Genomic DNA, 21,363 nt, shown 5'->3' with positions numbered 1-21,363 from the left:
CCGACCGCGACGGGCGGCCGCACGCGGCCCCCTGCCGTGCATGCTTCTTGCTCGCCTGTTCTGAAGGTAAACTGGGAGTCTCCTTCGGCCGACATCATGAGCATGATCGAAATCGATCCCCCCGGCTTTCAGCCGCCCCGCCCGATCGCCGGCGACGACGGGAACCGGCGCACCGTGCTGTACGGCGGCTACACCGTGTTCAGCGTGTTCCAGCCCGTTTTCTCGGTGTCGCACCGGCGCGCGATCGGCTATCACGCGTCGCTGCGCGCGCACGACGAGGAAAGCCGCCAGGTGGCGTCGCACGAGGTGTTCACGCAGGCAGCGCGGCGCGGCGACCTGCTCGAGCTCGGCCGGCTCGCCGAATCGCTGCATCTCGGTAACTTCCACGCGTTCGACAGCCACGACGAATGGCTCTTCCTGAGCCTGCATCCGGCCGCGCTGATGGACACCATCTACGGCGACGCGCTGCTCGCGAACCTGAAGGCGCTCGGGCTGCCGCCGCACCGCGTGGTGCTCGAGGTGCCCGAGCAGGCCGGCGGCGAGACGCCGCGCTATGCGGCGATCATCGACGGGCTGCGCAAGGCCGGCTTCCTGATCGCGCTCGTCGGGTTCGGCGCGAAGCATTCGAACATCGATCGCGTGTGGCATCTGCATCCCGACATCGTCACGCTCGACCGCGGCATCCTCGCGCAGGCGAGCGAGCACTCGCATCTCGAACGCGTGCTGCCGGGGCTCGTGTCGCTGCTGCACGAATCCGGCCAGCTCGTGCTGATGGGCGGGCTCGCGACCGAACGCGACGCGCTGATCGCGCTCGAATGCGACGTCGATTTCGTGCAGGGCCAGTACTTCGCGGGGCCAAGCGTCGATCCCGTGCAGCCGCAGGCCGCCGCGGGCTGCATGGATACGCTGTCGGCCGCGTTGCGGCTGCGCGTCGCGCAGCGCGAGCGCACGCAGGCGGAACGGCTCGCGCCGTACGTCGCCGCGCTCGAGGAAGCGAGCCGCAAGCTCGGCGCGGGCGAATCGCTCACCGATGCGGCGGCCGCCGTGCTCGGGCTGCCCGAGACCGCGCGCTGCTTCCTGCTCGACGCGTCGGGCCGCCAGATCGGCGACAACGTGCTCGCGCGCGGCAGCGTGTCGCAACGCGCGAAGCGCTTCCGGCCGCTGCTGCATTCCGAAGGCGCGAGCTGGGAACGCCGCCCGTACTTCATCGACGCGATGCGCGCGCCGGGCGGCGTGCACCTGACGCCGCCCTACCTGTCGATCAACGAGGCGCACCTGTGCGTGACCGCGTCGATCGCCGCCCCGGCCGCGACGGGCATGCAGGTGCTCTGCGTCGACATCAACTGGGAAGCGGCGCTCAGCCGCGAGTGAACCCGACAGCGCGCCGCGTTCATGCGTCGCCGCCCGCCTTGCGCACGATCAGCCGGTGCACGCGCTTGCCGGACGACGCGCTGACGACCTCGTGTTCGTCGATCACCTGCACGCCGGCGCCCAGCGCCGCGCGCATCCGCGCCGAGTCGAGCGACGTATAGAGGCGGCCGCGCTCGTCGCGCAACGTGCCGTTTCCGGCCACCCGCCAGCTCAGGTACAGCGTGCCGCCCGGCATCAGCAGATCGGCCAGCCGCGCGGCGGCGGCCGCTGCGTCCGCCTGTTCGAGATGCATGACGACCGTTTCGCACAGCACGTTGCGAAACGCGCCGGACGGTACGCCGGCCAGCGCCGGCAACGCGGCCAGCTCGAAAACCAGACCCTGATGGCGCCGCCGCGCCTCGTCGAGCAGCGCGGCGCTCGCGTCGTAGCCGCGCACGTCGAAGCCGCGCGACGCGAGCCAGGCCGTGTCGCGCCCCGCGCCACAGCCGACGTCGGCGGTCAGTCCTGGCGAAAAATGCTGTTCGAGCAACGCGTACGTGTCGTCGGGCGCAGCCTGGTCGAGCCAGTCCTGCGCGTATTGCGCGGCATGAGCCTCGTAGGCATCGAGAGTCGGGCGATCCACCATGGCGATTGCTCCGCAAAGGCGTCGTATGACGCACTCCGCATCTTAGCCGTTGCGCACGGCCCGCGCCCCCGGCGGATGGCGCGACACCGGCCTACGCGGCCGGCACGTGGCCCGCACGTAGCGCCTGCGCGGACAGGTCGGCCCACAGCGCATCGCCGCGCCACGCCGGACGCGCCGCCGCGCTTTCCGCGTCGTGGACGAGCGCGCACAGGCGCGCATTGACCGGCGCCGGCGCACCGAAGCGCCCGGCCAGCCGCACGATTTCACCGTTGATCCAGTCGACTTCGGTCGCGCGGCGCGCCGCGAGATCGTCGGACATCGACGACCGCGCCAACGGATCGATCGCGAGCATCCGGCCGCCGAGCACGCGAAAAGCCGCATCGGGCAGATCGAGCACGGCCGGGATCCAGGCGGCCGGCAGCGGCGTCAACCGCGCAGGCCGGATCGCGGCCCGCGCCAGCCAGTGCAGCGCCTCGCGCTGGGCCAATGCGACGCAGCGCCGGTACGTGCGTTGGGCAAGTTCGTCGCGCAGCGGCAGGTTCGCGAGCGCGTTGACAGCGTTGTTCAGGTTGAGCAGCAGCTTCGCCCACTGCACGGCGCGCATGTCGCGATGCAGCACGAGCGGCAATCCGGCGCGCGCGAACAGGCCGGTGAACGACCGCAGCGCGGGCGACGCGTCGGCCGCGAGCGTACCGGCCGAACCCTGGTGAAACGCGCCGGGCTCGCGCTCGATCACGTTGAACGGCACCATGCCGGCCAGCACGGTCGCTTGCGGTAGCGCGTCGCGTAGCGTGTCGGCGTGGTGCAGGCCGTTCTGGAAGCTGATCACGATCGTGCCGGGCCGCAGTACGCCGGCCAGTTGCGCGGCGACCTCGCGCGTGGCCGCCGACTTCACCGTGACGAGCACGAGCCGTGCGTCGGCCGCCGCGGCCGGATCATCGGTCGCGAATCCGACATCGGCCGGCGCCAGCGCCGCGCGATAACCGCGCTGATCGGTCAGCGTGAGCCCATGCAGATGTATCGCGTCGCCGATCCGCGCGCGGCCGACGAGCGTCACGTGCGCGCCGCCCGCCGCGAGGCGGCCGCCGAGATAGCAGCCGACCGCCCCCGCGCCGAACACGCAGACCGGCCCGGCCGGCCCATCAGACATGCGAATGCGCGCCGCCATGCACGGGGCCCGCGCGCCGCTCGACTTCGCGGCGCACGTCGCCGCGCAGCCCCGCGAAGAACGCGACCTCGGCGACGACGAACAGCGGCCCGACGATCAGGCCGACCAGATCGTCGACGAACGCGGGCTTGCGGCCTTCGAACCAGTGCCCGACGAACTGCACGATCCAGCCGACGACGAACGCGCCGATACCGATCGCGAGCCATTGCACGGTCGGCAGCGGCGCCAGCGACTGCGCGGCCCACAGGCCGAGCGCGAGCAGCACGGTCATCACGATCCCGAACCGCAGGTCGAGACGCAGGTAGAACACCGCGGACACGACGGCGAACAGCAGCGCCGGCGACAGCGCGATACCGGCCAGCGCCCCGATCGCCGGCCGCGACAGCAACACCTCGACCGCAAACACGATCATCGGGATGCCGACCAGATGCGTCGCGATGTTGCGCGCGTCGCGATGGTAGGCCGCATACTGGGAAAGATGGTCTTCGAGGGTTTTCATGGCGTCTCCTGATCGGTTATTGAGCGCTATGATGCGCGTCACGCCCGAGAACCTCTGTCAGCTACCCGACATCGCGTGCCCATGCCTGCCTCGCTCGCCCCGTACCTGCCGCAGATCGAAGCGAACCCGTGGTTCGCCGCGCTGCCGCCCGCGCTACGCGCGGCGCTGATCGCCCGCGCGACGCTGCGCCGTCTGCCGGCCGGCCACGCGCTGTTCCGGCGCGGCGACCCGCCGTGCGGGCTGTACGCGGTACTGGCCGGTTCACTCACGATAGGTGCGGTCGATCCGCAGGGCAAGGAAGCGCTGCTGACGGTGGCCGAGCCCGTCACGTGGTTCGGCGAGATCGCGTTGTTCGACGGCCAGCCGCGCACGCACGACGCCATCGCGCTCGACGACGCGCTGCTGCTGCACGTGCCGCAGGCCGCGCTGCTCGCGATCCTCGATACGACGCCGCAATACTGGCGGCAGTTCGCGCTGCTGATGGCGCAAAAGCTGCGCCTGAGCTTCCTGACCGTCGAGTCGATGAGCGTGATGCCGGCCGCGCAGCGGCTCGCCGCGCGGCTGCTGATGATCGCCGAAGGCTACGGCGGCATCAGCGCCGGGCGCATGCACATCCGGCTGTCGCAGGAAACGCTCGCGTCGATGCTGTCGCTGACGCGGCAGACCACCAACCAGTTGCTGAAGGCGCTGCAGGCCGACGGCGTCGTGCGGCTGCACGTCGGCGAGATCGAGCTCGTGGACATCGACGCGCTGCGCCGCGCGAGCGGGCTCGGCGACGGCACGTACTGAACGCCGCACAACGGTCTCGATCAACCTCTATCGGCCGCTACGCGCAGCCCGCGGCCGCCGAGTTGCGCTATCGTGGCGGCTCGTTCCGTCCGCCGCGCGCACCGCCTTGAATACGTCGACCCTCCCCGCCTCCGCCCGTCATCCGTGGCCCGTATTCATCGCGTTCCTGCGGCTCGGCCTCACGTCGTTCGGGGGGCCGGTCGCGCATCTCGGCTACTTTCGCGCGGAATTCGTCACGCGGCGCGGCTGGCTCACCGAGCGCACCTATGCCGATCTCGTCGGGCTGTGCCAGTTCCTGCCGGGACCGGCGAGCAGCCAGGTCGGGATGGCGATCGGTCTCGCGCGTGCCGGCTATGCCGGCATGTTCGCCGCATGGCTCGGTTTCACGCTGCCGTCGGCGCTGCTGATGATGCTGTTCGCGCTCGGCGTTCATGCAACGGGCGCGCCGATCGAAGCCGGCGCGCTGCACGGGCTGCGCATCGTGTCGGTCGCGGTGATCGCGCAAGCCGTGTGGGGCATGGCGCGCACGCTGTGTCCGGATGCGCGGCGCGTCACGCTGATGGCCGCAGCCGCATGTGTCGCGCTGCTCGCGCCGGCCGCCTGGACGCAAATCGCGGTGATCGTCGCGGCCGGGGCGACCGGTCTCGTCCTGCTGCCGCAACCGGCGCGCGACGCGCACGAACCGTTGCCGCTGCACGTATCGCGCCGCGCAGGGGTGCTGTGGCTCGCAGTGTTCGCGGCGCTGCTCGTCGCGCTGCCGTTCGCGGCCCGCGCGCTGCGCTCCGATACGCTCGCCGTCGTCGATGCGTTCTTCCGCACGGGCGCGCTCGTGTTCGGCGGCGGCCATGTGGTGCTGCCGCTGCTGCAGGCGGCGGTAGTCGCGCCCGGCTGGGTCGGCGATTCGGCGTTTCTCGCCGGGTATGGGGTCGCGCAGGCGGTGCCAGGGCCGCTGTTCACGTTCTCGGCATTCCTCGGTGCGTCGCTGCGCGATGCGCGATGCGCGATGCGCGATGCGCCGAACGGCTGGCTCGGCGGCATGATCGCACTCGTGTCGATCTTCGCGCCGTCGTTCCTGCTCATCGCCGGCACCGTGCCATTCTGGGAGCGCCTGCGCCGCAGCGCGCAGATGCAGGCCGCGCTCGCCGGCGTGAACGCAGCCGTCGTCGGGCTGCTGCTCGCCGCGCTCTATCACCCGGTGTGGACCGACACGATCGTCGCGCCGCGCGACCTGGCCGCCGCACTGGTCGCCTTCGTCGCGCTGGTGTTCTGGCGCGTGCCGCCGTGGGCCGTCGTGATCGCGAGCGCGACGCTCGGCTGGCTGCTCGGCATGGCCGGCTGATCCGGCCGACGCGGCACGTTCGGAGCGGGACCAAAAACAAAAAGCCCTCGAAACGAGGGCTTTTTTCGATGCCGCGCGCCGTGGCGGCGCGCAGGTGCCGGACTTACGCGAAGTTCTTCGCTGCGAAGTCCCAGTTCACGATGTTCCAGAACGCTTCGACGAACTTCGGACGGGCATTGCGGTAGTCGATGTAGTACGCGTGTTCCCACACGTCGATCGTCAGCAGCGCCTTGTCGGCGGTCGTCAGCGGCGTCGCTGCGTTGCTCGTCGACACGATGTCGAGCGAACCGTCAGCCTTCTTCACCAGCCATGCCCAGCCCGAACCGAACGTGCCGACCGCGGCCTTCGTGAACGCTTCCTTGAACGCGTCGTACGAACCCCACTTCGCGGTGATCGCATCGCCCAGCGCGCCCGTCGGTGCGCCGCCGCCGTTCGGCGACAGGCTGTTCCAGAAGAACGTGTGATTCCAGATTTGCGCGGCGTTGTTGAAGATGCCGCCCGACGACTTCTTGATGATCTCTTCCAGCGGCAGGTTTTCGAATTCCGTGCCCGGGATCAGATTGTTCAGGTTCGTCACATAAGCCTGATGATGCTTGCCGTAGTGGTACTGGATCGTCTCGAGCGAGATGGTCGGCGCGAGTGCGTCTTCAGCGTACGGGAGCGGCGGGAGCGTATGAGCCATGGCGATTCCTTCGTTGAGTATGTAGGGGGGCTTGTGTTGAATGCTGCCGAGCGTCCGATTGTAGGCGAGGACGAATAACCCCGCAAACTCACGGGCCATTTATCCGCAGTATGCGAAAAAGCGATGCTGGCGCAACGTCCGGCAGGACCAACCCGACGATGCGCAGCATTCGTGCCCGGCCGCGCCGCACGCGTTGCGACGTTCCTCGCGTTTCGCTCGCGCCGCTTACGTCAGATCGTATCGGTCAGCCGCGGCTGCACGTCGGCGAGCGACACGTCCGCCGAGCCTTCGGCGAGATGCACGGTCAGGCGCCGCTGCGGCTTCAGCGCGTTCGGCGCGCGCACCGCGCGGCCCGTCTGCGCATCGATCAGCGCCGCATAGCCGCGCTCGAGCGTGCGCTGCGGGCTCAGCACCTCGAGCCGTGCCGCACAGGCTGACACACGCGCCGTGTCGCGTTCATGACGGCGCTGCAATGCGACCGCGAGACGTTGCGACAGCCCCGCGAGCGCATGGCCCGCCTGTGACGGATCGGGCCGCGCGCGCTGCCAGCGCAGTTGCGCCAGCGCGAAACGCGCACGTGCATCGCGCACCGGCCGCGATGCCGCCGACGCCAGCCGCACCGCGAGCTGTTCGACGTGCGTGCGCTGCCGCTGCAGCCGCTCGGCCGGGCTCACGAGCCGGCGCGCGAGCCAGTCGAGCTGCTGCGCACGCTGTTCGAGCCGGCGCGCCATGCCGCGCGCGAGCGCACGCTGGCGCTCGTCGACCTCGCGCAGCAGCAGCGCGCGCTGCGGGCTCGCGAGCTCGGCCGCGCCGGTCGGTGTCGGCGCACGCAGGTCGGCCGCGAAGTCCGCGATCGTGAAATCGGTTTCGTGCCCGACGCCGCTGACGACCGGCAATTCGCTCGCCGCGATCGCGCGCGCCAGCGCTTCGTCGTTGAACGACCACAGATCCTCGATCGAGCCGCCGCCGCGACAGACCAGCAGCACGTCGACCTCGCGCCGCGCATTCGCGGTCGCGACGGCCGCGACGAGCTTGTCGGCGGAACCGGCGCCCTGCACGGGCGCCGGATAGACGATCACCGGAATATGCGGCGCGCGCCGGGCGAGCGTCGTCAGCACGTCGCGCAGCGCGGCGGCCTGCAGCGACGTGACGATGCCGATCGCGCGCGGGTGGGCCGGCAACGGCCGCTTGCGCTCGGGGGCGAACAGGCCCTCGCCTTCGAGCTGCGCCTTCAGCCGCAGGAACGCCTCGTACAGGCGCCCCTGCCCGGTGCGCCGCACGGCTTCGACGTTGAGCTGCACTTCGCCGCGCGGCTCGTACATCGTGACGACCGCGCGCACCTCGATGCGGTCGCCTTCGCGCGGCGTGAATTCCGCGTATTGGGCGCGGCCGCGGAACATCACGCAGCGCATCTGCGCCTGCTGGTCCTTGATCGAGAAATACCAGTGGCCGCTCGCGGCGCGCGTGAAATTCGACACTTCGCCGGAAATCCACAGCAGCGGAAACGAACGCTCGAGCATCGTCGAAATCGCACGATTGAGCGCCGAAACGGGAATCACTTCGTCGCCGCCGCGCGTGGCGCCGGGGGCGGAAAAAGGAGAATCGGAAAGCATGGGCGGTCGGATGAATGCAGGCGGCGTCACGATAGTCCGACACGCGCGCGGCGTCCAGCGCCGCCGCATTCGCCGCCGCGCGCGGAAAGGTGTCCACACTCTGGCATTCGTCCGCGTAAAACGCTCGGAAACCGCTAAAAAAACCAGACGATTCCTCGTAACGCGTTGATTTTTATAATTTTTTAAACCTTTCGAAATGATTCTCATCCGATTCGATGCCCGCCGGACGGGCGTTTGAGGCAATCGAGCGGGGAGTTTTTCACAGAGTTATCCACAGGCCGCGCCGATCCGGCCCCGTGAGCTACGGCGGCCAGTCGCCCTTGCCGCGCCGGCGTGCGGCGCGCTAGAGTGCCGCCTTCCACCGATCCTGCGGCATGCGCCGCCCAACGGAGAATCCGCCTTGACGAATCCGTCCCTCGCCGCGGCGCACGACGCGCCACGCCCGGCCCGATGAGCGCGCCCGGCGGCCCGCTCGCGCGACTCGAAGCGCGTCTGACACGCGAATGGCAGCGGCGCGGCGCGCTCGCGTGGGCGCTCACGCCGTTCGCATGCGTGTTCGGCCTGTGCGCGGCGCTGCGGCGCACCGCTTACATGCAAGGCTGGAAGCAGCCGGTCGATGTCGGCGTGCCCGTCGTCGTGGTCGGCAACGTGACCGTCGGCGGCACCGGCAAGACACCGACCGTGATCGCGCTCGTCGACGCGCTGCGCGCGGCCGGCTTCACGCCCGGCGTCGTGTCGCGCGGCTACGGCGCGAACGTGAAGGCGCCGACCGCCGTCACGCCGGCGTCGCGCGCGGGCGCGGCCGGCGACGAACCGCTGCTGATCGCGCGCCGCACCGGCGCGCCCGTGTGGGTGTGCCCGGACCGCGTCGCGGCCGCGCAGGCGCTGCGCGCCGCGCATCCGGACGTCGACGTGATCGTCAGCGACGACGGCCTCCAGCATTACCGCCTCGCGCGCACCGTCGAACTCGTCGTATTCGACCACCGGCTCGGTGGCAACGGCTTCCTGCTGCCGGCCGGGCCGCTGCGCGAGCCGCTGTCGCGGCACCGCGACGCGACGCTCGTCAACGACCCGTACAGCGGCGCGCTGCCGCCATGGCCCGACACCTACGCGCTCGCGCTGACGCCGGGCGCCGCGTGGCATCTCGACCAGCCCGCGCTGCGCCGCCCGCTGTCGCAATTCGCGAACGAGCGCGTGCTCGCCGCGGCCGGCATCGGCGCGCCGGAACGCTTCTTCGCGACGCTGCGCGCGGCCGGCCTTGCGCCGGCGACCCGCGCGCTGCCCGACCATTACGCGTTCGTCGACAATCCGTTCGTCGACGATGCCGTCGATGCGATCCTGATCACCGAGAAGGATGCAGTAAAATTGGGCGCTTCCTGGCGCGACGCCCGACTGTGGGTTGTCCCCGTCGAAGCCGCGCTCGACCCTCGCCTCATTGCCCTCGTTGTGGAGAAACTCCGTGGACGCTCGCCTGCTTGAAATCATTGTGTGCCCTATCTGCAAAGGCCCGCTCCACTACGACCGTGCCGCGCAGGAGCTGATCTGCAACGCGGACAAGCTCGCCTACCCGATCCGCGACGGCATCCCCGTGATGCTCGTCGACGAAGCGCGCCAGACCGTCGAAGGCACGCCGGTCGACCCGGCCGGCCGCTGAACCGCCGCGCCGCTCGCCCGGCGCACCGATTCGACACTGACGGCCCGGCCCCGGCCGGGTCGCCGCACTCCGCCGGGCGACCGGCTTCCGGCGTCGCCCGCCCCGTCCTTCTCAGCGCTCCCCGATGACTCACCCGCCACCCTTCATCGCCGTCATTCCCGCCCGGCTCGCGTCGACGCGGCTCCCGAACAAGCCGCTCGCCGATCTCGGCGGCAAGCCGATGGTCGTGCGCGTCGCCGAGCGCGCGCGCGAAGCGGGCGCGCAGCAGGTGCTCGTCGCATCCGACGCGCAAAGCGTGCTCGACGCGGCGCGCGACCACGGCTTCGAAGCGGTGCTCACGCGAGCCGACCATCCGTCCGGCACCGATCGGCTCGCGGAAGTCGCGGCGGCCTTCGGCTGGCGCGACGACACCGTCGTCGTCAACGTGCAGGGCGACGAGCCGCTGATCGACCCCGTGCTCGTGCGCGACGTAGCGTCGCACCTGGCCGCGCATCCGGCCTGCGCGATCGCGACCGCAGCCCATCCGATCCACGATGCGGCCGACGTGTTCAACCCGAACGTCGTGAAGGTCGCGCTCGACGCGCAGAGCGTCGCGCTGTACTTCTCGCGCGCGCCGATTCCGTGGAGCCGCGACGCCTACCAGCCGCACTGGCCCAACGTCGCAGCCATGCCAGCACCGGCTTTCCCGGTCTATCGGCACATCGGCCTCTATGCGTATCGCGCGCGTTTTCTGCGCACTTATCCGTCGCTCGCGCAGGCGCCGATCGAACAAGCCGAGCAGCTCGAACAGCTGCGCGCGCTGTGGCACGGCGAGCGCATCGCGGTGCTGATCACCGCGTCCGCGCCCGAAGCCGGCATCGACACGCCGGCCGATCTCGCGCGCGTGCAGGCCCTTTTTCAGCCGGGTTCAAAATAACCCGTGGCATAATCAGGCGATTGTGCGAGCCGTCCGCGACCAGCGCGTCCTCGCTTGACCCCACCCGTGGCACTGCCGGCAGCCGCGCGTCGCCCAAGCCGACGCGCCGCATCAGACCGGTCCGCCGCGCGCCGGGCAAGCCCCGCGCCCGCTGTCGCCGACGCCTTTGTGTCTCGCCACACGAATCTACATACTTGGAGATATCACCATGCGTTTGATCCTGTTGGGCGCGCCCGGCGCGGGAAAGGGCACCCAAGCAAACTTCATCAAGGAAAAATTCGGGATTCCGCAAATCTCGACGGGCGACATGCTGCGCGCGGCCGTGAAGGCCGGCACGCCGCTCGGCGTCGAGGCGAAGGGCTACATGGATGCCGGCAAGCTCGTGCCGGACGCGCTGATCATCGGCCTCGTCAAGGAACGCCTGAAGGAATCCGACTGCGCGAACGGCTATCTGTTCGACGGCTTCCCGCGCACGATCGCGCAGGCTGACGCGATGAAGGAAGCCGGCGTCGCGATCGACTACGTGCTCGAGATCGACGTCCCGTTCTCGGAAATCGTCGAGCGCATGAGCGGCCGCCGCACGCACCCGGCATCGGGGCGCACGTACCACGTCAAGTTCAACCCGCCGAAGGTCGAAGGTCACGACGACGTGACGGGCGAACCGCTGATCCAGCGCGACGACGACAAGGAAGAAACTGTCAAAAAGCGTCTCGAAGTGTACGAAGCGCAGACCAAGCCGCTGATCACGTACTACGGCGACTGGTCGCAGCGTGGCGAGGAAAACGGTCTGAAGGCACCGCAGTATCGCAAGATCTCGGGCCTCGGCACCGTCGACGAAATCCGCGAGCGCGCGTTTGGCGCACTGAAGTAAGCAGCGCGTCGCGCACCCGCAAGCCGCCCGTTCCGGGCGGCTTTTTTTTCGCCTGCCGCGATTGGCGCGCGCAAGAAAAACGCCCGCGATGCGGGCGTTCTTTCCGTGTGCGGGCAGCGGTGCGCCGGCGGCTCAATCCTCGCCGTCGCGCTGCATCCGCTGCCGTAATTCGCTGACCTGCGACTCGACGACGGTCGCGTCTTCCGCCTCGGGCCGCTCGCCGAGATACTGCTCGAGATCCTCGAGCGCGGGGCGCAGGTAGTCGAGCCGCGCATACGCGAAGCCGCGGTCGCGCACCTCGTCGAGCTGCTCGGGCAGCAGGATCACGAGCCGCTGCTGCACCGCGAGCAGCCGCTGCCAGCGTTCCGTCTGCAGATAGATCGTCTTCAGGTTGCGCAGCATCCGCGCGATGATCTCGCGGCTCGTCGCGGGCTGCAGCAGCGCGCGCAACGCGCTGTCGACCGCACCGGCGGCACGCGCGACGTACGGCTCGAGCATCTCGACCATCTCGGCTTCGGACAGCGAATGGCCGTTGGTCGGATCGATGATCAGGTCGCCGTCCGGCAGCGTCACGCGCAGCAGGAAATGGCCGGGGAACGAGACGCCGCGCGCCGGCACGCCGATCTGCTCGGCGAGCTCCAGGTACAGCACCGACAGCGAGATCGGGATCCCGCGCCGCCGTTTCAGCACGGCGTTCAGGTGGCTGTTATCGGGGTCGTAGTAATCGTTGTGATTGCACGCGAACCCCAGCTCGCGGAAGAAGAAGTCGGTCAGCGCGGCGACGCGGCCCTTCAGGTCCGTATCGTCGGCGAGCCGCCGGCGCAGCCGCGCCGCCAGCATGTCGAGTTCGGCCAGCGTGCCCTGCAGGTCGAGGTCGGGATACGCGTCCTGCGCCAGCGACAGCGCGGCTTCCGTGACGGGCAGACTGTCGTCGTCCGCCACGAGCGTGCTGAAGTAGTCGAGGACGCGGGTCATTGCGGTCGTCACTTGGCGCGCCTTCTGAAATAAGCGTATTTGAAGCCCATCACCCACAACATACCGAAATATAGTGCAGCAAACAGCACGAGGCACGCAGCCATCAGCGCAATGCGATCGAGCGGCTGCGCACGCATCCCGGTCCAGTCGAAACTGATCGCGCACCAGTGCATCAGGCCCGCGAGCACGAGCGCCGCGCCGACGAGCTGCACGAAGAAGCGCAGCCAGCCCGGCGACGGCTGGTAGATGCCGCGCTTGCGCAGCCCGAGGAACAGCAGCAGCGAATTCAGGCACGCGCCGACGCCGATGCTCAGCGTGAGGCCCGCAGCACCGAGCAGCGGCACGAACACGTAGTTCGAGAGCTGCGTGACGATGAGCACGCCGATCGCGATCTTCACCGGCGTCTTGATGTCCTGCTTCGCATAGAAGCCCGGCGCGAGGATCTTGATCAGGATGATGCCGACGAGGCCGATCCCGTAGGTGGCGAGCGCCCGCGCGACCATCGTGACGGTATGCGCGTCGAACTTGCCGTAGTTGAACAGCGTCGCGGTGAGCGGCGTCGCGAAGAAGAACAGCGCGAGCGCGCTCGGCGCCGCGAGCAGGAACGTGACGCGCAGCCCCCAGTCGAGCAGCGCCGAATATTCGTGCGAATCGGCGTCGACGTGCGCCTTCGACAGGCTCGGCAGCAGGATCGTGCCGAGCGCGACGCCGAGCAGCGCCGTCGGGAATTCCATCAGGCGGTCGGCGTAATTGATCCACGACACCGCCCCCTGCCCGAGCCGTGACGCGATGTTGGTGTTGATGATCAGCGACAATTGCGCGACGGACACCGCGAACGTCGCGGGCACCATCTTCGCGAGCACGCGCTTCACACCCGGATGACGCAGCGCGCGCAGCGGGTTGACGCCGATCAGCGGCACCATGTCGATCTTCTTCAGGCCCGGCAGCTGCACGAGAAACTGCAGCACGCCGCCGACGATGACGGCCCACGCGAGCGCGTAGACCGGCACCTTCAGGTGCGGCGCGACGAACACGGCCGCGGCGATGAACGCGACGTTGAGCAGCACCGGCGCGAACGCGGGCAGCGAGAAGCTCTTGTACGTGTTCAGCACGCCGGAGGCGAGCGTGGTCAGCGAAATGAACACGATGTACGGGAACATGATCCGCGTCATCGTGACCGCGAGCGGGAACGCCTGGCCGTCGCTGTGCAGGCCGGACGCGACCGCGAACACGACCCACGACGCGCCGGCGATGCCGACGACCGACAGCACGGCCAGCGCCCACGCGAGCACGGTGGACATCGCGTCGACGAGCGCCTTCGTCGCATCGTGCCCCTGCTGGTTCTTGAACTCGGCGAGGATCGGCACGAACGCCTGCGAGAACGCGCCTTCGGCGGACAGGCGGCGCAGCAGGTTCGGGATACGGAAGGCGACGTAGAACGCGTCGGTGTATTGACTGGCGCCGAACGCACGGGCGATCAGCGTCTCGCGGGCCAGTCCGGTCACGCGCGACAGCAGCGTGAAGCCGCTGACCGTCAGCAGGGCTCGGAATAGATTCATGGGGCGCTTATTATACGGACGTTGCGCGACGCGGCCACCGGCCGATGCCGAAAAGCGCACCCGCCGCCGGCGCCCCATCCGGCGGGCGTTACGTTGAACTTGCCACTCGCTTGATTTTGTTGTTATAATCGCCGGTTTCTGGGCTCGTACATGCACGGCAACTGCCGTTTTCATGTCCCGGCCTCGGTTAAACTCACCGTTTTTTTATGCGCCCCTGGGCAATCGTTCTCAGGGGACGGATCGAAAAGCAGCGCTTGGCCGTCAGGCTCCAAGCTCTGGAAACAGGACAGGATAAGGAACCGTCATGGCTAACTCCGCACAAGCACGCAAGCGCGCCCGCCAGGCCGCGAAGGCAAACTCGCACAACTCGGCGCTGCGCTCGAAATTCCGTACCGCGATCAAGTCGGTTCGCAAGGCTGTTGAAGCCGGCGACCAGGCAAAGGCTGCCGAGCTGTTCAAGGCTGCCGTGAAGACGATCGACACGATCGCCGACAAGAAGATCGTTCACAAGAACAAGGCCGCTCGCAGCAAGAGCCGCCTGGCCGCAGCCGTCAAAGGCGTGCAGGCAGCAGCGTAACTCCGGTGCGCCCGCTCGCGCGGGCGTTCCTGTTTCCTGCGATCGCAAAAAAGCCCGCCTAGGCGGGCTTTTTTGTTGCCTGTCGCCGGCGCATCATGCGCGGCAGCGGCATTTGCCCGGGCGGGCGCGGCACGCGCCCTCGCCCGTCGGCATCACTCACTTCTTCGCGTTGTAATCCGGCAGTTCGCACGCCTCGGTCACGACGAGGTTGTTGTCCTTCGCGAAATTCAGCACGAAATCGAAAGCCATCGGCTCGATGTCGCGCAACCGCGAATCGAGGATCACGCATTTCAGGTCGCCGAGCATCGTCGGGCGCACGTACAGCGAATACTTGAGACGCGCATTCGGCCCGCTCGCCCCCGGCCCGAAGCAGGCCATCACACCGGCCAGACGTTCCGACCAGTCGCTCGGGCGAAACTTTTTCCCGTCTTTCGTGATGCCCTGGATGAAAAATTCGGTCGGAGGGGTTTCAGCCATGTGGTTACCCAAGTGACGGCCCGGCGATGTCCAGGCAACGGCGCCTGGATACGCGAACACAAAGCTGGAGGGTCGGCGGCACGAGCCGATCGATATCCCGAAAACGGGGCGTCGATGCGCGCCGCCGGTGGACTGCACCGGATTTGTGCAGCGCACGGCTTGTGTCCGGCAGAGCGCGAAAAGCCTTGCCTGCCGGGCTGGAGAAAACTTTTGGATTATACCGCAGCGCGCCATCGCGCGTCGTCCCGACGCCTGCCTTCCCGCACCGCCGGCCGCGCGCGACGATCCTGTCCCGCGTCGCTCCACGGCTCGTCAAAGCACAGAAAATCCTTTATGCTGCTTTGAGTTATCCACACCCGACGGCGGCGCCGTCCGGCCTCGCTGCCGGGTGAAACCCGCCGTATTTCGTTTCATGACCGCCAAAACCATTCGTCACTACCTGCAGTTCAAGGATTTCTCGCTGGAAGACTACGAGTACGTGCTCGAACGCACGGGTATCCTGAAGCGCAAATTCAAGAACTACGAGACCTACCACCCGCTGCACGACCGCACGCTCGCGATGATCTTCGAGAAGAGCTCGACGCGCACGCGCCTGTCGTTCGAGGCCGGGATCTTCCAGCTCGGCGGCCACGCCGTCTTCATGAGCACACGCGACACGCAGCTCGGCCGCGGCGAACCCGTCGAGGATTCCGCGCAGGTCATCTCGCGGATGGTCGACATCATCATGATCCGGACGTTCGAGCAGGACGTGATCACTCGCTTCGCGCAGAACTCCCGCGTGCCGGTGATCAACGGCCTGACCAACGACTACCACCCGTGCCAGGTGCTCGCGGACATCTTCACGTACTACGAGCACCGCGGCCCGATCGCCGGCAAGACCGTCGCGTGGGTCGGCGACGCGAACAACATGCTCTATACGTGGATCGAAGCCGCGCAGATCCTCGGCTTCAAGCTGCGCCTGTCGACGCCGCCCGGCTATGCGCTCGACATGAAGCTCGTGTCGCCCGACAGCGCGCCGTTCTACGAGGTGTTCGACGATCCGAACGAAGCGTGCAAGGGCGCCGATCTCGTGACGACCGACGTGTGGACGAGCATGGGGTTCGAAGCCGAGAACGAAGCACGCATGCAGGCGTTTGCCGACTGGTGCGTCGACGAGGAAATGATGGGCCACGCGAATCCGGACGCCCTCTTCATGCACTGCCTGCCCGCGCACCGCGGCGAGGAAGTGACGGCCGGCGTGATCGACGGCCCGCAGAGCGTCGTGTGGGACGAGGCGGAAAACCGCCTGCACGTGCAGAAGGCGCTGATGGAGTTCCTGCTGCTCGGTCGCCTCAAGCACTGACGCGCCGCAACGCACCCGCGTAAAAAAGCGCCGGTCGAACGATCGGCGCTTTTCGTTTGGATGCGCCGAAACCGGCGTGCGCGCTGCGTTACAGGCAGACCGGCTCCGCCTCCAGCTCGACGCCGAACCGCGCGCGCACGTCAGCCTGGATCGCCCGCGCCAGCGCAAGCACCTCGGCGCCCGTCGCGCCGCCGCGATTGACGAGCACGAGCGCCTGGCGGTCGTGCACGGCCGCCGCGCCCAGCGCGCGCCCCTTCCAGCCGCAGCGGTCGATCAACCAGCCGGCCGCGAGCTTCACGTGCCCGTCCGGCTGCGGATACGACACGACCTCCGGCGCGCGGGCGCGCAGCGCCTCGAACTGCGCGGCGTCGATCACCGGATTCTTGAAGAAACTGCCCGCATTGCCGAGCACCAGCGGATCGGGCAGCTTCGCGCGGCGGATCGCGACGACCGCATCGAACACGTCGCGCGGCGTCGCCGCATCGGCCGCGATGCCGCGTGCATCGAGCTCGCGCGTGACGTCCGCGTAGCCGAGCCGCGGCGTCCATTGCTTCGGCAGCCGGAACGTCACCGCGACGATCGCGAACCGGCCGCGCCCTTCCCGCTTGAAGAAACTATCGCGATAGCCGAACGCGCAGCGCGCGGCGTCGAAACGCTCGCTACGCCCCGTCGCCAGCTCGACCGCGACCAGCGAATCGAAATACGCCTTCATCTCGAGGCCGTACGCGCCGATGTTCTGGATCGGCGCGGCGCCGACGGTGCCCGGGATCAGCGCGAGATTCTCGAGGCCCGGCATCCCGTGCTCGAGCGTCCACGCGACGAACGCGTGCCAGTTCTCGCCGCCGCCGGCCTCGACGTACCACGCGTCGTCGTCCTCGCGCACGACGCGGCGGCCGGCGATCTCGTCGAGCAGCACAATGCCGTCGAAATCGCGTGTGAACACGATATTGCTGCCGCCGCCGAGCACGAGCTGCGGCAGGTTCGCGACCCGCGGGTCGCGATGCAGCGCCTCGAACTGCGCCGCCTGCGTGACGCGCGCGGCGAAGCGCGCGCGCGCGGCGATGCCGAACGTGTTGTGCGCGGCGAGCGGATGGTCGGGAAGCAGCGACAGGGCGGAATCGTCAGGAGGCATCGGCATTCGCGGTCACGTCGGCCCGGGCGGCGCATGGCCGGCCTTGGGCAAACGGAAGGGCATCGGTAAAATGGCAAACAGTCCGCAATTATAGCGAGTGCCCGCGCGCGAGCCGGGTGCCCGCATCTCAAGGGAGAATGCCATGCCATCGTTCGACGTCGTTTCCGAAGCGAACATGATCGAAGTGAAGAACGCCATCGAGCAGTCGAACAAGGAAATTTCGACGCGCTTCGACTTCAAGGGCTCCGACGCACGCGTCGAGCAGAAGGAACGCGAGTTGACGCTGTTCGCCGACGACGATTTCAAGCTCGGCCAGGTCAAGGACGTGCTGATCGGCAAGCTGGCCAAGCGCAACGTCGACGTGCGCTTCCTCGACTACGGCAAGGTCGAGAAGATCGGCGGCGACAAGGTCAAGCAGATCGTCACCGTGAAGAAAGGCGTGACGGGCGACCTCGCGAAGAAGATCGTGCGCCTCGTGAAGGACAGCAAGATCAAGGTGCAGGCGAGCATCCAGGGCGACGCGGTGCGCATCTCGGGCACGAAGCGCGACGACCTGCAAAGCACGATCGCGATGCTGCGCAAGGACGTGACCGACACGCCGCTCGACTTCAACAACTTCCGCGACTGACCGGCCGCCGGCCCGTCGCGTCATCCGGCCGGGCCCCGCCTACGCGGCGCGCCCGGCGCGCGGCAAGCGCCGCGCGTTCTCAGGCTTTCCCGCCGTCCTGCGCGCCGCCGTCCGCGGCCGCCTTCTTCTTGTCGCCGATCCGGCTCTCCTGCCCCGCGAGCAGCTTCGAAATGTTGCCGCGGTGACGCCACACGAGCAGCACGCTCATCGCGAGCACGGCCCATGCGACCGGGTTATGGCCGGTGCCGAACAGGAACACGTCGAATACCGGCGCGAACACGGCCGCCACCAGCGCCGCGAGCGACGAATAGCGGAAGAAGAACGCGACGATCAGCCAGGTCAGCGCGGTCGCGAGCCCGAGCACGGGGTGCACGGCGAGCAGCACGCCCGCCGCGGTCGCGACGCCCTTGCCGCCCTGGAAGCGGAAGAACACCGGGTACAGGTGACCAAGGAACACGGCGATCGCGACCCACGCGACCGCGACGTCGGGCAGGCCGAAGTGCCGGGCGAGCCAGACGGCGATCCAGCCCTTGAATGCGTCGCCGACGAGCGTCAGGATCGCGGCCTTCTTGTTGCCGCTGCGCAGCACGTTGGTCGCGCCGGGATTCTTCGACCCGTACGAACGGGGGTCGGCCAGGCCCATCGTGGCGCTGACGACGACGGCGAACGACACCGAACCGATCAGGTAGGCAACGAGGGCGGCGAGCAGGATCTGCATGCGGGGAACTCTTCTTTCAACGTATCGGGAAAGGGACGGCCGTGCGCGGCAAGCCGGCAAGCCGAAACGGCGCCCATTCTACCGAACGGGCGCGGACTGCCACGAAGGTGAAACCCTCAGTCGACACTCGCGCACTGCACCGGCTGCGCACCGAGCAGCGACGTGAGCACCGCCGGCGCGAGGCTGACGAGGTAGCCGCGCCGGCCGCCGTTCAGGTAGATCGTCGGAAATTCGAGGATCGTCGCCTCGACGTAGACGGGCATCGCCTTGCGTGTACCGAACGGCGACGTGCCGCCGACGAGATAGCCCGAATGGCGGTTCGCGACCTCGGGCTTGCACGGCTCGACGCGCTTCGCGCCGATCTGCCGCGCGAGATTCTTCGTCGACACGGTGCGGTCGCCGTGCATCAGCACGATCAGCGGCTTCGCGTGTTCGTCTTCCATCACGAGCGTCTTCACGACGCTGTGCTCGTCGACGCCGAGCTGGCGCGCCGATTCGCCGGTGCCGCCGTGCTCGACGTATTCGTACGGATGCTCGCCGAAGGCGACGCCATGACGGCGCAGCAACTGGGTCGCGGGGGTTTCGGACACGTGTCTGGATTTGCTCATGGCGGCATTTTAATGGCGAACGATCAACGGGCGCGCAATGGCGTGCCCGCGCCGACGGTATACTCGCGGCCCGTTTTTCCGCCGGGTGGCCCGCCGCATCGCGACGACGATTCCGCTCATCATCGTTGCGAACATCGCGAAGCGCTATTGCCCGATTGGCCGATTGTGGCGCGCGCGCCGTCATGGCACGATCGTTCGCAAACGTCGTCGGCCGCCGCCGGCCCCTCATCTGGAGACGCCATGCCCTCGCCCCCCCGTTCATCCGAATCGCTCGACGTCGATGCGCTGCTCGCCGCGCTGCCACGCCGCATCGCCGACGTGCCTGCCCATCGGGCCGCGCAGTCGCCCGCGCATCCGGCGCTGATCGAAGATGCGCGCCGCCTGTCGTACGGCGATCTGGCGCAGGCCGTCGAGGCGGCGGCCGCGCGGCTGGCGAACCTCGGCGTGCAAGGCGGCGACCGCGTGATGATCGTCGCGGAAAACTGCGTCGCGCAGATCGTGCTGCTGTTCGCGGCCGCCCGCATCGACGCCTGGGCGCTCGTGTCGAACGCGCGGCTGTCGGCCGCCGAGCTCGACGCGATCGCCGCGCACGCGCGCCCGAAGCTGATCGCGTTCACGACCGACGCATCGGCCGACGCGCGCGCCCATGCCGAGCGGCTCGGCGCCACGCCCGCCGGTGCGCTGCCGGTCGACATCGGCGCGTGGTCGTATCGGGTCGATGCGAGCGCGCCCGCCGAACCGGTGGCCGCCGACGGCGCCGAGCAATGCGCGGCGCTGATCTACACGACGGGCACGACCGGTACGCCGAAAGGCGTGATGCTGTCGCACCGCAACCTGCTGTTCATCGCGGCGACGTCGAGCACGCTGCGCCGCGTGTCGCCCGACGACGTCGTCTACACGGTGCTGCCCGTGTCGCACGTGTACGGGCTCGCATCGGTGTGCCTCGGCAGCCTGTACGCGGGCGCGACGCTGCGGCTCGCGCCGCGCTTCGCGCCGGAAGCCATCCGCGTCGCGCTCGCCGACGAAGGTGTCACGATCTTCCAGGGTGTGCCGGCGATGCACGCGAAGCTGCTCGAACATCTGCACACGCACGGCCACGCATGGCGCGCGCCGCGGCTGCGCTTCGCGTATTCGGGCGGCTCGCCGCTCGATGCGAACCTGAAGGCCCGCGTCGAGCGCCTGTACGGCGTGCCGCTGCATAACGGCTACGGGATGACCGAAAGCAGCCCGACGATCACGCAGACGCCGCTCGACGCGCCGCGCACGGACAGCTCGGTCGGCGTGCCGATTCCGGGCGTCGACATGAGGATCGTCGCGCCGGACGGCACCGACGTGCCGCCGGGCGAAGTCGGCGAGATCCGCGTGCGCGGGCCGAACGTGATGCTCGGCTACTACCGCAACGCGGACGCGACGCGCGCGGCCGTGTCGCCGGACGGCTGGCTGAGCACTGGCGATCTCGCGCGGCAGGAGGCGGACGGCGCGGTGACGATCGTAGGCCGCAGCAAGGAGCTGATCATCCGCTCGGGCTTCAACGTGTATCCGGTCGAGGTCGAGCAGGTGCTGAACGCGCACCCGGACGTCGTGCAGGCGGCCGTGATCGGCCGCGCGATCGAAGGCAACGAGGAAGTGCTGGCGTTCGTCGAACTGGTGCCGGGCGCTGCGGCGGACGAAACGGCATTGCACGCATGGTGCACGGATCGGCTCACGGCTTACAAGCGCCCCGCGCACATCCGCGTGCTCGATGCGCTGCCGGCCGCGTCGACCGGCAAGGTGCTCAAGCACCGGCTGCGCGAGCTGGTCTGACGCGGGCGCCGCGCGCT

The 21,363-nt window shown here is 68.7% G+C and carries 22 protein-coding genes; 11 read left to right on the top strand and 11 right to left on the bottom strand.

Annotated features, from left to right (window positions below; translation table 11 throughout):
* Nucleotides 1-96: 96 nt before the first annotated feature.
* Nucleotides 97-1,371 (top strand): EAL domain-containing protein, encoded by a 1,275-nt coding sequence (locus HWX03_RS17370; protein ID WP_175871984.1) that lies wholly within the window; start codon nucleotides 97-99, stop codon nucleotides 1,369-1,371.
* Between the two features lie 19 nt (nucleotides 1,372-1,390).
* On the opposite strand, the gene HWX03_RS17365 is transcribed toward HWX03_RS17370, so the two are convergent.
* The 3 genes from HWX03_RS17365 to HWX03_RS17355 form a co-directional block, all read right to left on the bottom strand.
* Nucleotides 1,391-1,996 carry a methyltransferase domain-containing protein gene (locus tag HWX03_RS17365; protein ID WP_175871983.1) on the bottom strand — a complete coding sequence of 202 codons (606 nt, stop codon included), beginning with the start codon at nucleotides 1,994-1,996 and terminating at the stop codon, nucleotides 1,391-1,393.
* A 91-nt stretch (nucleotides 1,997-2,087) separates the two neighbouring features.
* A complete protein-coding gene (locus HWX03_RS17360; protein WP_175871982.1) occupies nucleotides 2,088-3,146 on the bottom strand; it encodes a 2-dehydropantoate 2-reductase in 1,059 nt (352 codons plus the stop codon).
* A complete protein-coding gene (locus HWX03_RS17355) occupies nucleotides 3,139-3,663 on the bottom strand; it encodes an Mpo1-like protein (RefSeq protein ID WP_175871981.1) in 525 nt (174 codons plus the stop codon). Before HWX03_RS17355 ends, HWX03_RS17360 begins: the two co-directional genes overlap by 8 nt.
* An 81-nt stretch (nucleotides 3,664-3,744) precedes the next feature.
* Between HWX03_RS17355 and HWX03_RS17350 the strand changes: the two genes are divergently transcribed.
* Nucleotides 3,745-4,452, top strand: coding sequence for a Crp/Fnr family transcriptional regulator (locus HWX03_RS17350; protein WP_175871980.1), 708 nt, complete (start codon nucleotides 3,745-3,747; stop codon nucleotides 4,450-4,452).
* A 106-nt stretch (nucleotides 4,453-4,558) separates the two neighbouring features.
* Nucleotides 4,559-5,791, top strand: a complete 1,233-nt coding sequence (gene chrA, locus HWX03_RS17345) for a chromate efflux transporter (protein ID WP_175871979.1) — start codon at nucleotides 4,559-4,561, stop codon at nucleotides 5,789-5,791.
* 103 nt (nucleotides 5,792-5,894) lie between these two features.
* Here the strand turns inward: chrA and sodB are convergent, their stop codons facing one another.
* Both sodB and xseA read right to left on the bottom strand, forming a co-directional pair.
* Nucleotides 5,895-6,473, bottom strand: coding sequence for a superoxide dismutase [Fe] (gene sodB, locus HWX03_RS17340; protein ID WP_175871978.1), 579 nt, complete (start codon nucleotides 6,471-6,473; stop codon nucleotides 5,895-5,897).
* A 230-nt stretch (nucleotides 6,474-6,703) separates the two neighbouring features.
* On the bottom strand, nucleotides 6,704-8,086 hold the full coding sequence (xseA, locus tag HWX03_RS17335; RefSeq protein WP_175871977.1) for an exodeoxyribonuclease VII large subunit: 1,383 nt from the start codon (nucleotides 8,084-8,086) through the stop codon (nucleotides 6,704-6,706).
* A 450-nt stretch (nucleotides 8,087-8,536) separates the two neighbouring features.
* Between xseA and lpxK the strand changes: the two genes are divergently transcribed.
* The 4 genes from lpxK to adk all read left to right on the top strand — a co-directional run bounded on the left by lpxK (nucleotide 8,537) and on the right by adk (nucleotide 11,527).
* On the top strand, nucleotides 8,537-9,565 hold the full coding sequence (lpxK, locus tag HWX03_RS17330; protein ID WP_175871976.1) for a tetraacyldisaccharide 4'-kinase: 1,029 nt from the start codon (nucleotides 8,537-8,539) through the stop codon (nucleotides 9,563-9,565).
* Nucleotides 9,546-9,740 carry a Trm112 family protein gene (locus tag HWX03_RS17325; RefSeq protein WP_006482216.1) on the top strand — a complete coding sequence of 65 codons (195 nt, stop codon included), beginning with the start codon at nucleotides 9,546-9,548 and terminating at the stop codon, nucleotides 9,738-9,740. Before lpxK ends, HWX03_RS17325 begins: the two co-directional genes overlap by 20 nt.
* Nucleotides 9,741-9,864: 124 nt before the next feature.
* Nucleotides 9,865-10,656, top strand: a complete 792-nt coding sequence (gene kdsB / locus HWX03_RS17320; protein ID WP_174433792.1) for a 3-deoxy-manno-octulosonate cytidylyltransferase — start codon at nucleotides 9,865-9,867, stop codon at nucleotides 10,654-10,656.
* 208 nt (nucleotides 10,657-10,864) lie between these two features.
* On the top strand, nucleotides 10,865-11,527 hold the full coding sequence (gene adk / locus HWX03_RS17315; protein ID WP_174390095.1) for an adenylate kinase: 663 nt from the start codon (nucleotides 10,865-10,867) through the stop codon (nucleotides 11,525-11,527).
* A gap of 132 nt (nucleotides 11,528-11,659) precedes the next feature.
* On the opposite strand, the gene HWX03_RS17310 is transcribed toward adk, so the two are convergent.
* Both HWX03_RS17310 and murJ read right to left on the bottom strand, forming a co-directional pair.
* Nucleotides 11,660-12,502, bottom strand: coding sequence for a SirB1 family protein (locus tag HWX03_RS17310; protein ID WP_174390096.1), 843 nt, complete (start codon nucleotides 12,500-12,502; stop codon nucleotides 11,660-11,662).
* Nucleotides 12,503-12,510: 8 nt separating this feature from the next.
* A complete protein-coding gene (gene murJ / locus HWX03_RS17305) occupies nucleotides 12,511-14,061 on the bottom strand; it encodes a murein biosynthesis integral membrane protein MurJ (RefSeq protein WP_174390097.1) in 1,551 nt (516 codons plus the stop codon).
* Nucleotides 14,062-14,365: 304 nt separating this feature from the next.
* Here murJ and rpsT point away from each other — a divergent pair, with 304 nt between their 5' ends.
* Entirely contained in the window at nucleotides 14,366-14,638 is a 273-nt protein-coding gene (gene rpsT, locus HWX03_RS17300; RefSeq protein WP_121859527.1) for a 30S ribosomal protein S20, read from the top strand.
* 156 nt (nucleotides 14,639-14,794) lie between these two features.
* Here the strand turns inward: rpsT and HWX03_RS17295 are convergent, their stop codons facing one another.
* Nucleotides 14,795-15,115, bottom strand: a complete 321-nt coding sequence (locus HWX03_RS17295) for a DUF3579 domain-containing protein (protein ID WP_006482210.1) — start codon at nucleotides 15,113-15,115, stop codon at nucleotides 14,795-14,797.
* A gap of 412 nt (nucleotides 15,116-15,527) precedes the next feature.
* Here HWX03_RS17295 and argF point away from each other — a divergent pair, with 412 nt between their 5' ends.
* Nucleotides 15,528-16,457: an ornithine carbamoyltransferase gene (gene argF, locus HWX03_RS17290; RefSeq protein ID WP_174433794.1), complete on the top strand. Its 930-nt coding sequence runs from the start codon at nucleotides 15,528-15,530 to the stop codon at nucleotides 16,455-16,457.
* An 88-nt stretch (nucleotides 16,458-16,545) separates the two neighbouring features.
* Here argF and murB read toward each other — a convergent pair whose 3' ends face one another.
* A complete protein-coding gene (murB, locus tag HWX03_RS17285; protein WP_175871975.1) occupies nucleotides 16,546-17,595 on the bottom strand; it encodes a UDP-N-acetylmuramate dehydrogenase in 1,050 nt (349 codons plus the stop codon).
* 136 nt (nucleotides 17,596-17,731) lie between these two features.
* Between murB and HWX03_RS17280 the strand changes: the two genes are divergently transcribed.
* The gene (locus HWX03_RS17280) at nucleotides 17,732-18,217 is read left to right on the top strand and encodes a YajQ family cyclic di-GMP-binding protein (RefSeq protein WP_006482217.1); all 486 of its coding nucleotides are present in this window, start codon (nucleotides 17,732-17,734) and stop codon (nucleotides 18,215-18,217) included.
* 79 nt (nucleotides 18,218-18,296) lie between these two features.
* On the opposite strand, the gene plsY is transcribed toward HWX03_RS17280, so the two are convergent.
* Together plsY and ybaK are read right to left on the bottom strand one after the other, a co-directional pair.
* On the bottom strand, nucleotides 18,297-18,935 hold the full coding sequence (gene plsY / locus HWX03_RS17275) for a glycerol-3-phosphate 1-O-acyltransferase PlsY (protein ID WP_027785242.1): 639 nt from the start codon (nucleotides 18,933-18,935) through the stop codon (nucleotides 18,297-18,299).
* A gap of 116 nt (nucleotides 18,936-19,051) precedes the next feature.
* Nucleotides 19,052-19,543, bottom strand: coding sequence for a Cys-tRNA(Pro) deacylase (ybaK, locus tag HWX03_RS17270; RefSeq protein WP_175871974.1), 492 nt, complete (start codon nucleotides 19,541-19,543; stop codon nucleotides 19,052-19,054).
* A gap of 240 nt (nucleotides 19,544-19,783) precedes the next feature.
* Here ybaK and HWX03_RS17265 point away from each other — a divergent pair, with 240 nt between their 5' ends.
* Complete coding sequence (locus HWX03_RS17265) at nucleotides 19,784-21,346, top strand: AMP-binding protein (RefSeq protein WP_175871973.1); 1,563 nt, start codon at nucleotides 19,784-19,786, stop codon at nucleotides 21,344-21,346.
* The last annotated feature ends 17 nt before the right edge of the window (nucleotides 21,347-21,363 follow it).

It is taken from the genome of Burkholderia sp. BCC0397 (assembly GCF_902832865.1).
Lineage (GTDB): Bacteria > Pseudomonadota > Gammaproteobacteria > Burkholderiales > Burkholderiaceae > Burkholderia.
The sequence above is the reverse complement of the archived record's forward strand: the minus strand, read 5'-3'. Positions and strand labels throughout refer to the sequence as shown.

What these genes read in the sequence shown, in the direction of transcription:
- HWX03_RS17310 (WP_174390096.1), bottom strand. Translation starts at nt 12,502, where the DNA reads ATGACCCGCGTCCTCGACTACTTCAGCACGCTCGTGGCGGACGACGAC.
- HWX03_RS17360 (WP_175871982.1), bottom strand. Translation starts at nt 3,146, where the DNA reads ATGTCTGATGGGCCGGCCGGGCCGGTCTGCGTGTTCGGCGCGGGGGCG.
- argF (WP_174433794.1), top strand. Translation starts at nt 15,528, where the DNA reads ATGACCGCCAAAACCATTCGTCACTACCTGCAGTTCAAGGATTTCTCG.
- kdsB (WP_174433792.1), top strand. Translation starts at nt 9,865, where the DNA reads ATGACTCACCCGCCACCCTTCATCGCCGTCATTCCCGCCCGGCTCGCG.
- sodB (WP_175871978.1), bottom strand. Translation starts at nt 6,473, where the DNA reads ATGGCTCATACGCTCCCGCCGCTCCCGTACGCTGAAGACGCACTCGCG.
- HWX03_RS17295 (WP_006482210.1), bottom strand. Translation starts at nt 15,115, where the DNA reads ATGGCTGAAACCCCTCCGACCGAATTTTTCATCCAGGGCATCACGAAA.
- HWX03_RS17370 (WP_175871984.1), top strand. Translation starts at nt 97, where the DNA reads ATGAGCATGATCGAAATCGATCCCCCCGGCTTTCAGCCGCCCCGCCCG.
- HWX03_RS17350 (WP_175871980.1), top strand. Translation starts at nt 3,745, where the DNA reads ATGCCTGCCTCGCTCGCCCCGTACCTGCCGCAGATCGAAGCGAACCCG.
- HWX03_RS17365 (WP_175871983.1), bottom strand. Translation starts at nt 1,996, where the DNA reads ATGGTGGATCGCCCGACTCTCGATGCCTACGAGGCTCATGCCGCGCAA.
- adk (WP_174390095.1), top strand. Translation starts at nt 10,865, where the DNA reads ATGCGTTTGATCCTGTTGGGCGCGCCCGGCGCGGGAAAGGGCACCCAA.
- murB (WP_175871975.1), bottom strand. Translation starts at nt 17,595, where the DNA reads ATGCCGATGCCTCCTGACGATTCCGCCCTGTCGCTGCTTCCCGACCAT.
- ybaK (WP_175871974.1), bottom strand. Translation starts at nt 19,543, where the DNA reads ATGAGCAAATCCAGACACGTGTCCGAAACCCCCGCGACCCAGTTGCTG.
- lpxK (WP_175871976.1), top strand. Translation starts at nt 8,537, where the DNA reads ATGAGCGCGCCCGGCGGCCCGCTCGCGCGACTCGAAGCGCGTCTGACA.
- rpsT (WP_121859527.1), top strand. Translation starts at nt 14,366, where the DNA reads ATGGCTAACTCCGCACAAGCACGCAAGCGCGCCCGCCAGGCCGCGAAG.
- xseA (WP_175871977.1), bottom strand. Translation starts at nt 8,086, where the DNA reads ATGCTTTCCGATTCTCCTTTTTCCGCCCCCGGCGCCACGCGCGGCGGC.
- HWX03_RS17265 (WP_175871973.1), top strand. Translation starts at nt 19,784, where the DNA reads ATGCCCTCGCCCCCCCGTTCATCCGAATCGCTCGACGTCGATGCGCTG.
- plsY (WP_027785242.1), bottom strand. Translation starts at nt 18,935, where the DNA reads ATGCAGATCCTGCTCGCCGCCCTCGTTGCCTACCTGATCGGTTCGGTG.
- HWX03_RS17280 (WP_006482217.1), top strand. Translation starts at nt 17,732, where the DNA reads ATGCCATCGTTCGACGTCGTTTCCGAAGCGAACATGATCGAAGTGAAG.
- HWX03_RS17355 (WP_175871981.1), bottom strand. Translation starts at nt 3,663, where the DNA reads ATGAAAACCCTCGAAGACCATCTTTCCCAGTATGCGGCCTACCATCGC.
- murJ (WP_174390097.1), bottom strand. Translation starts at nt 14,061, where the DNA reads ATGAATCTATTCCGAGCCCTGCTGACGGTCAGCGGCTTCACGCTGCTG.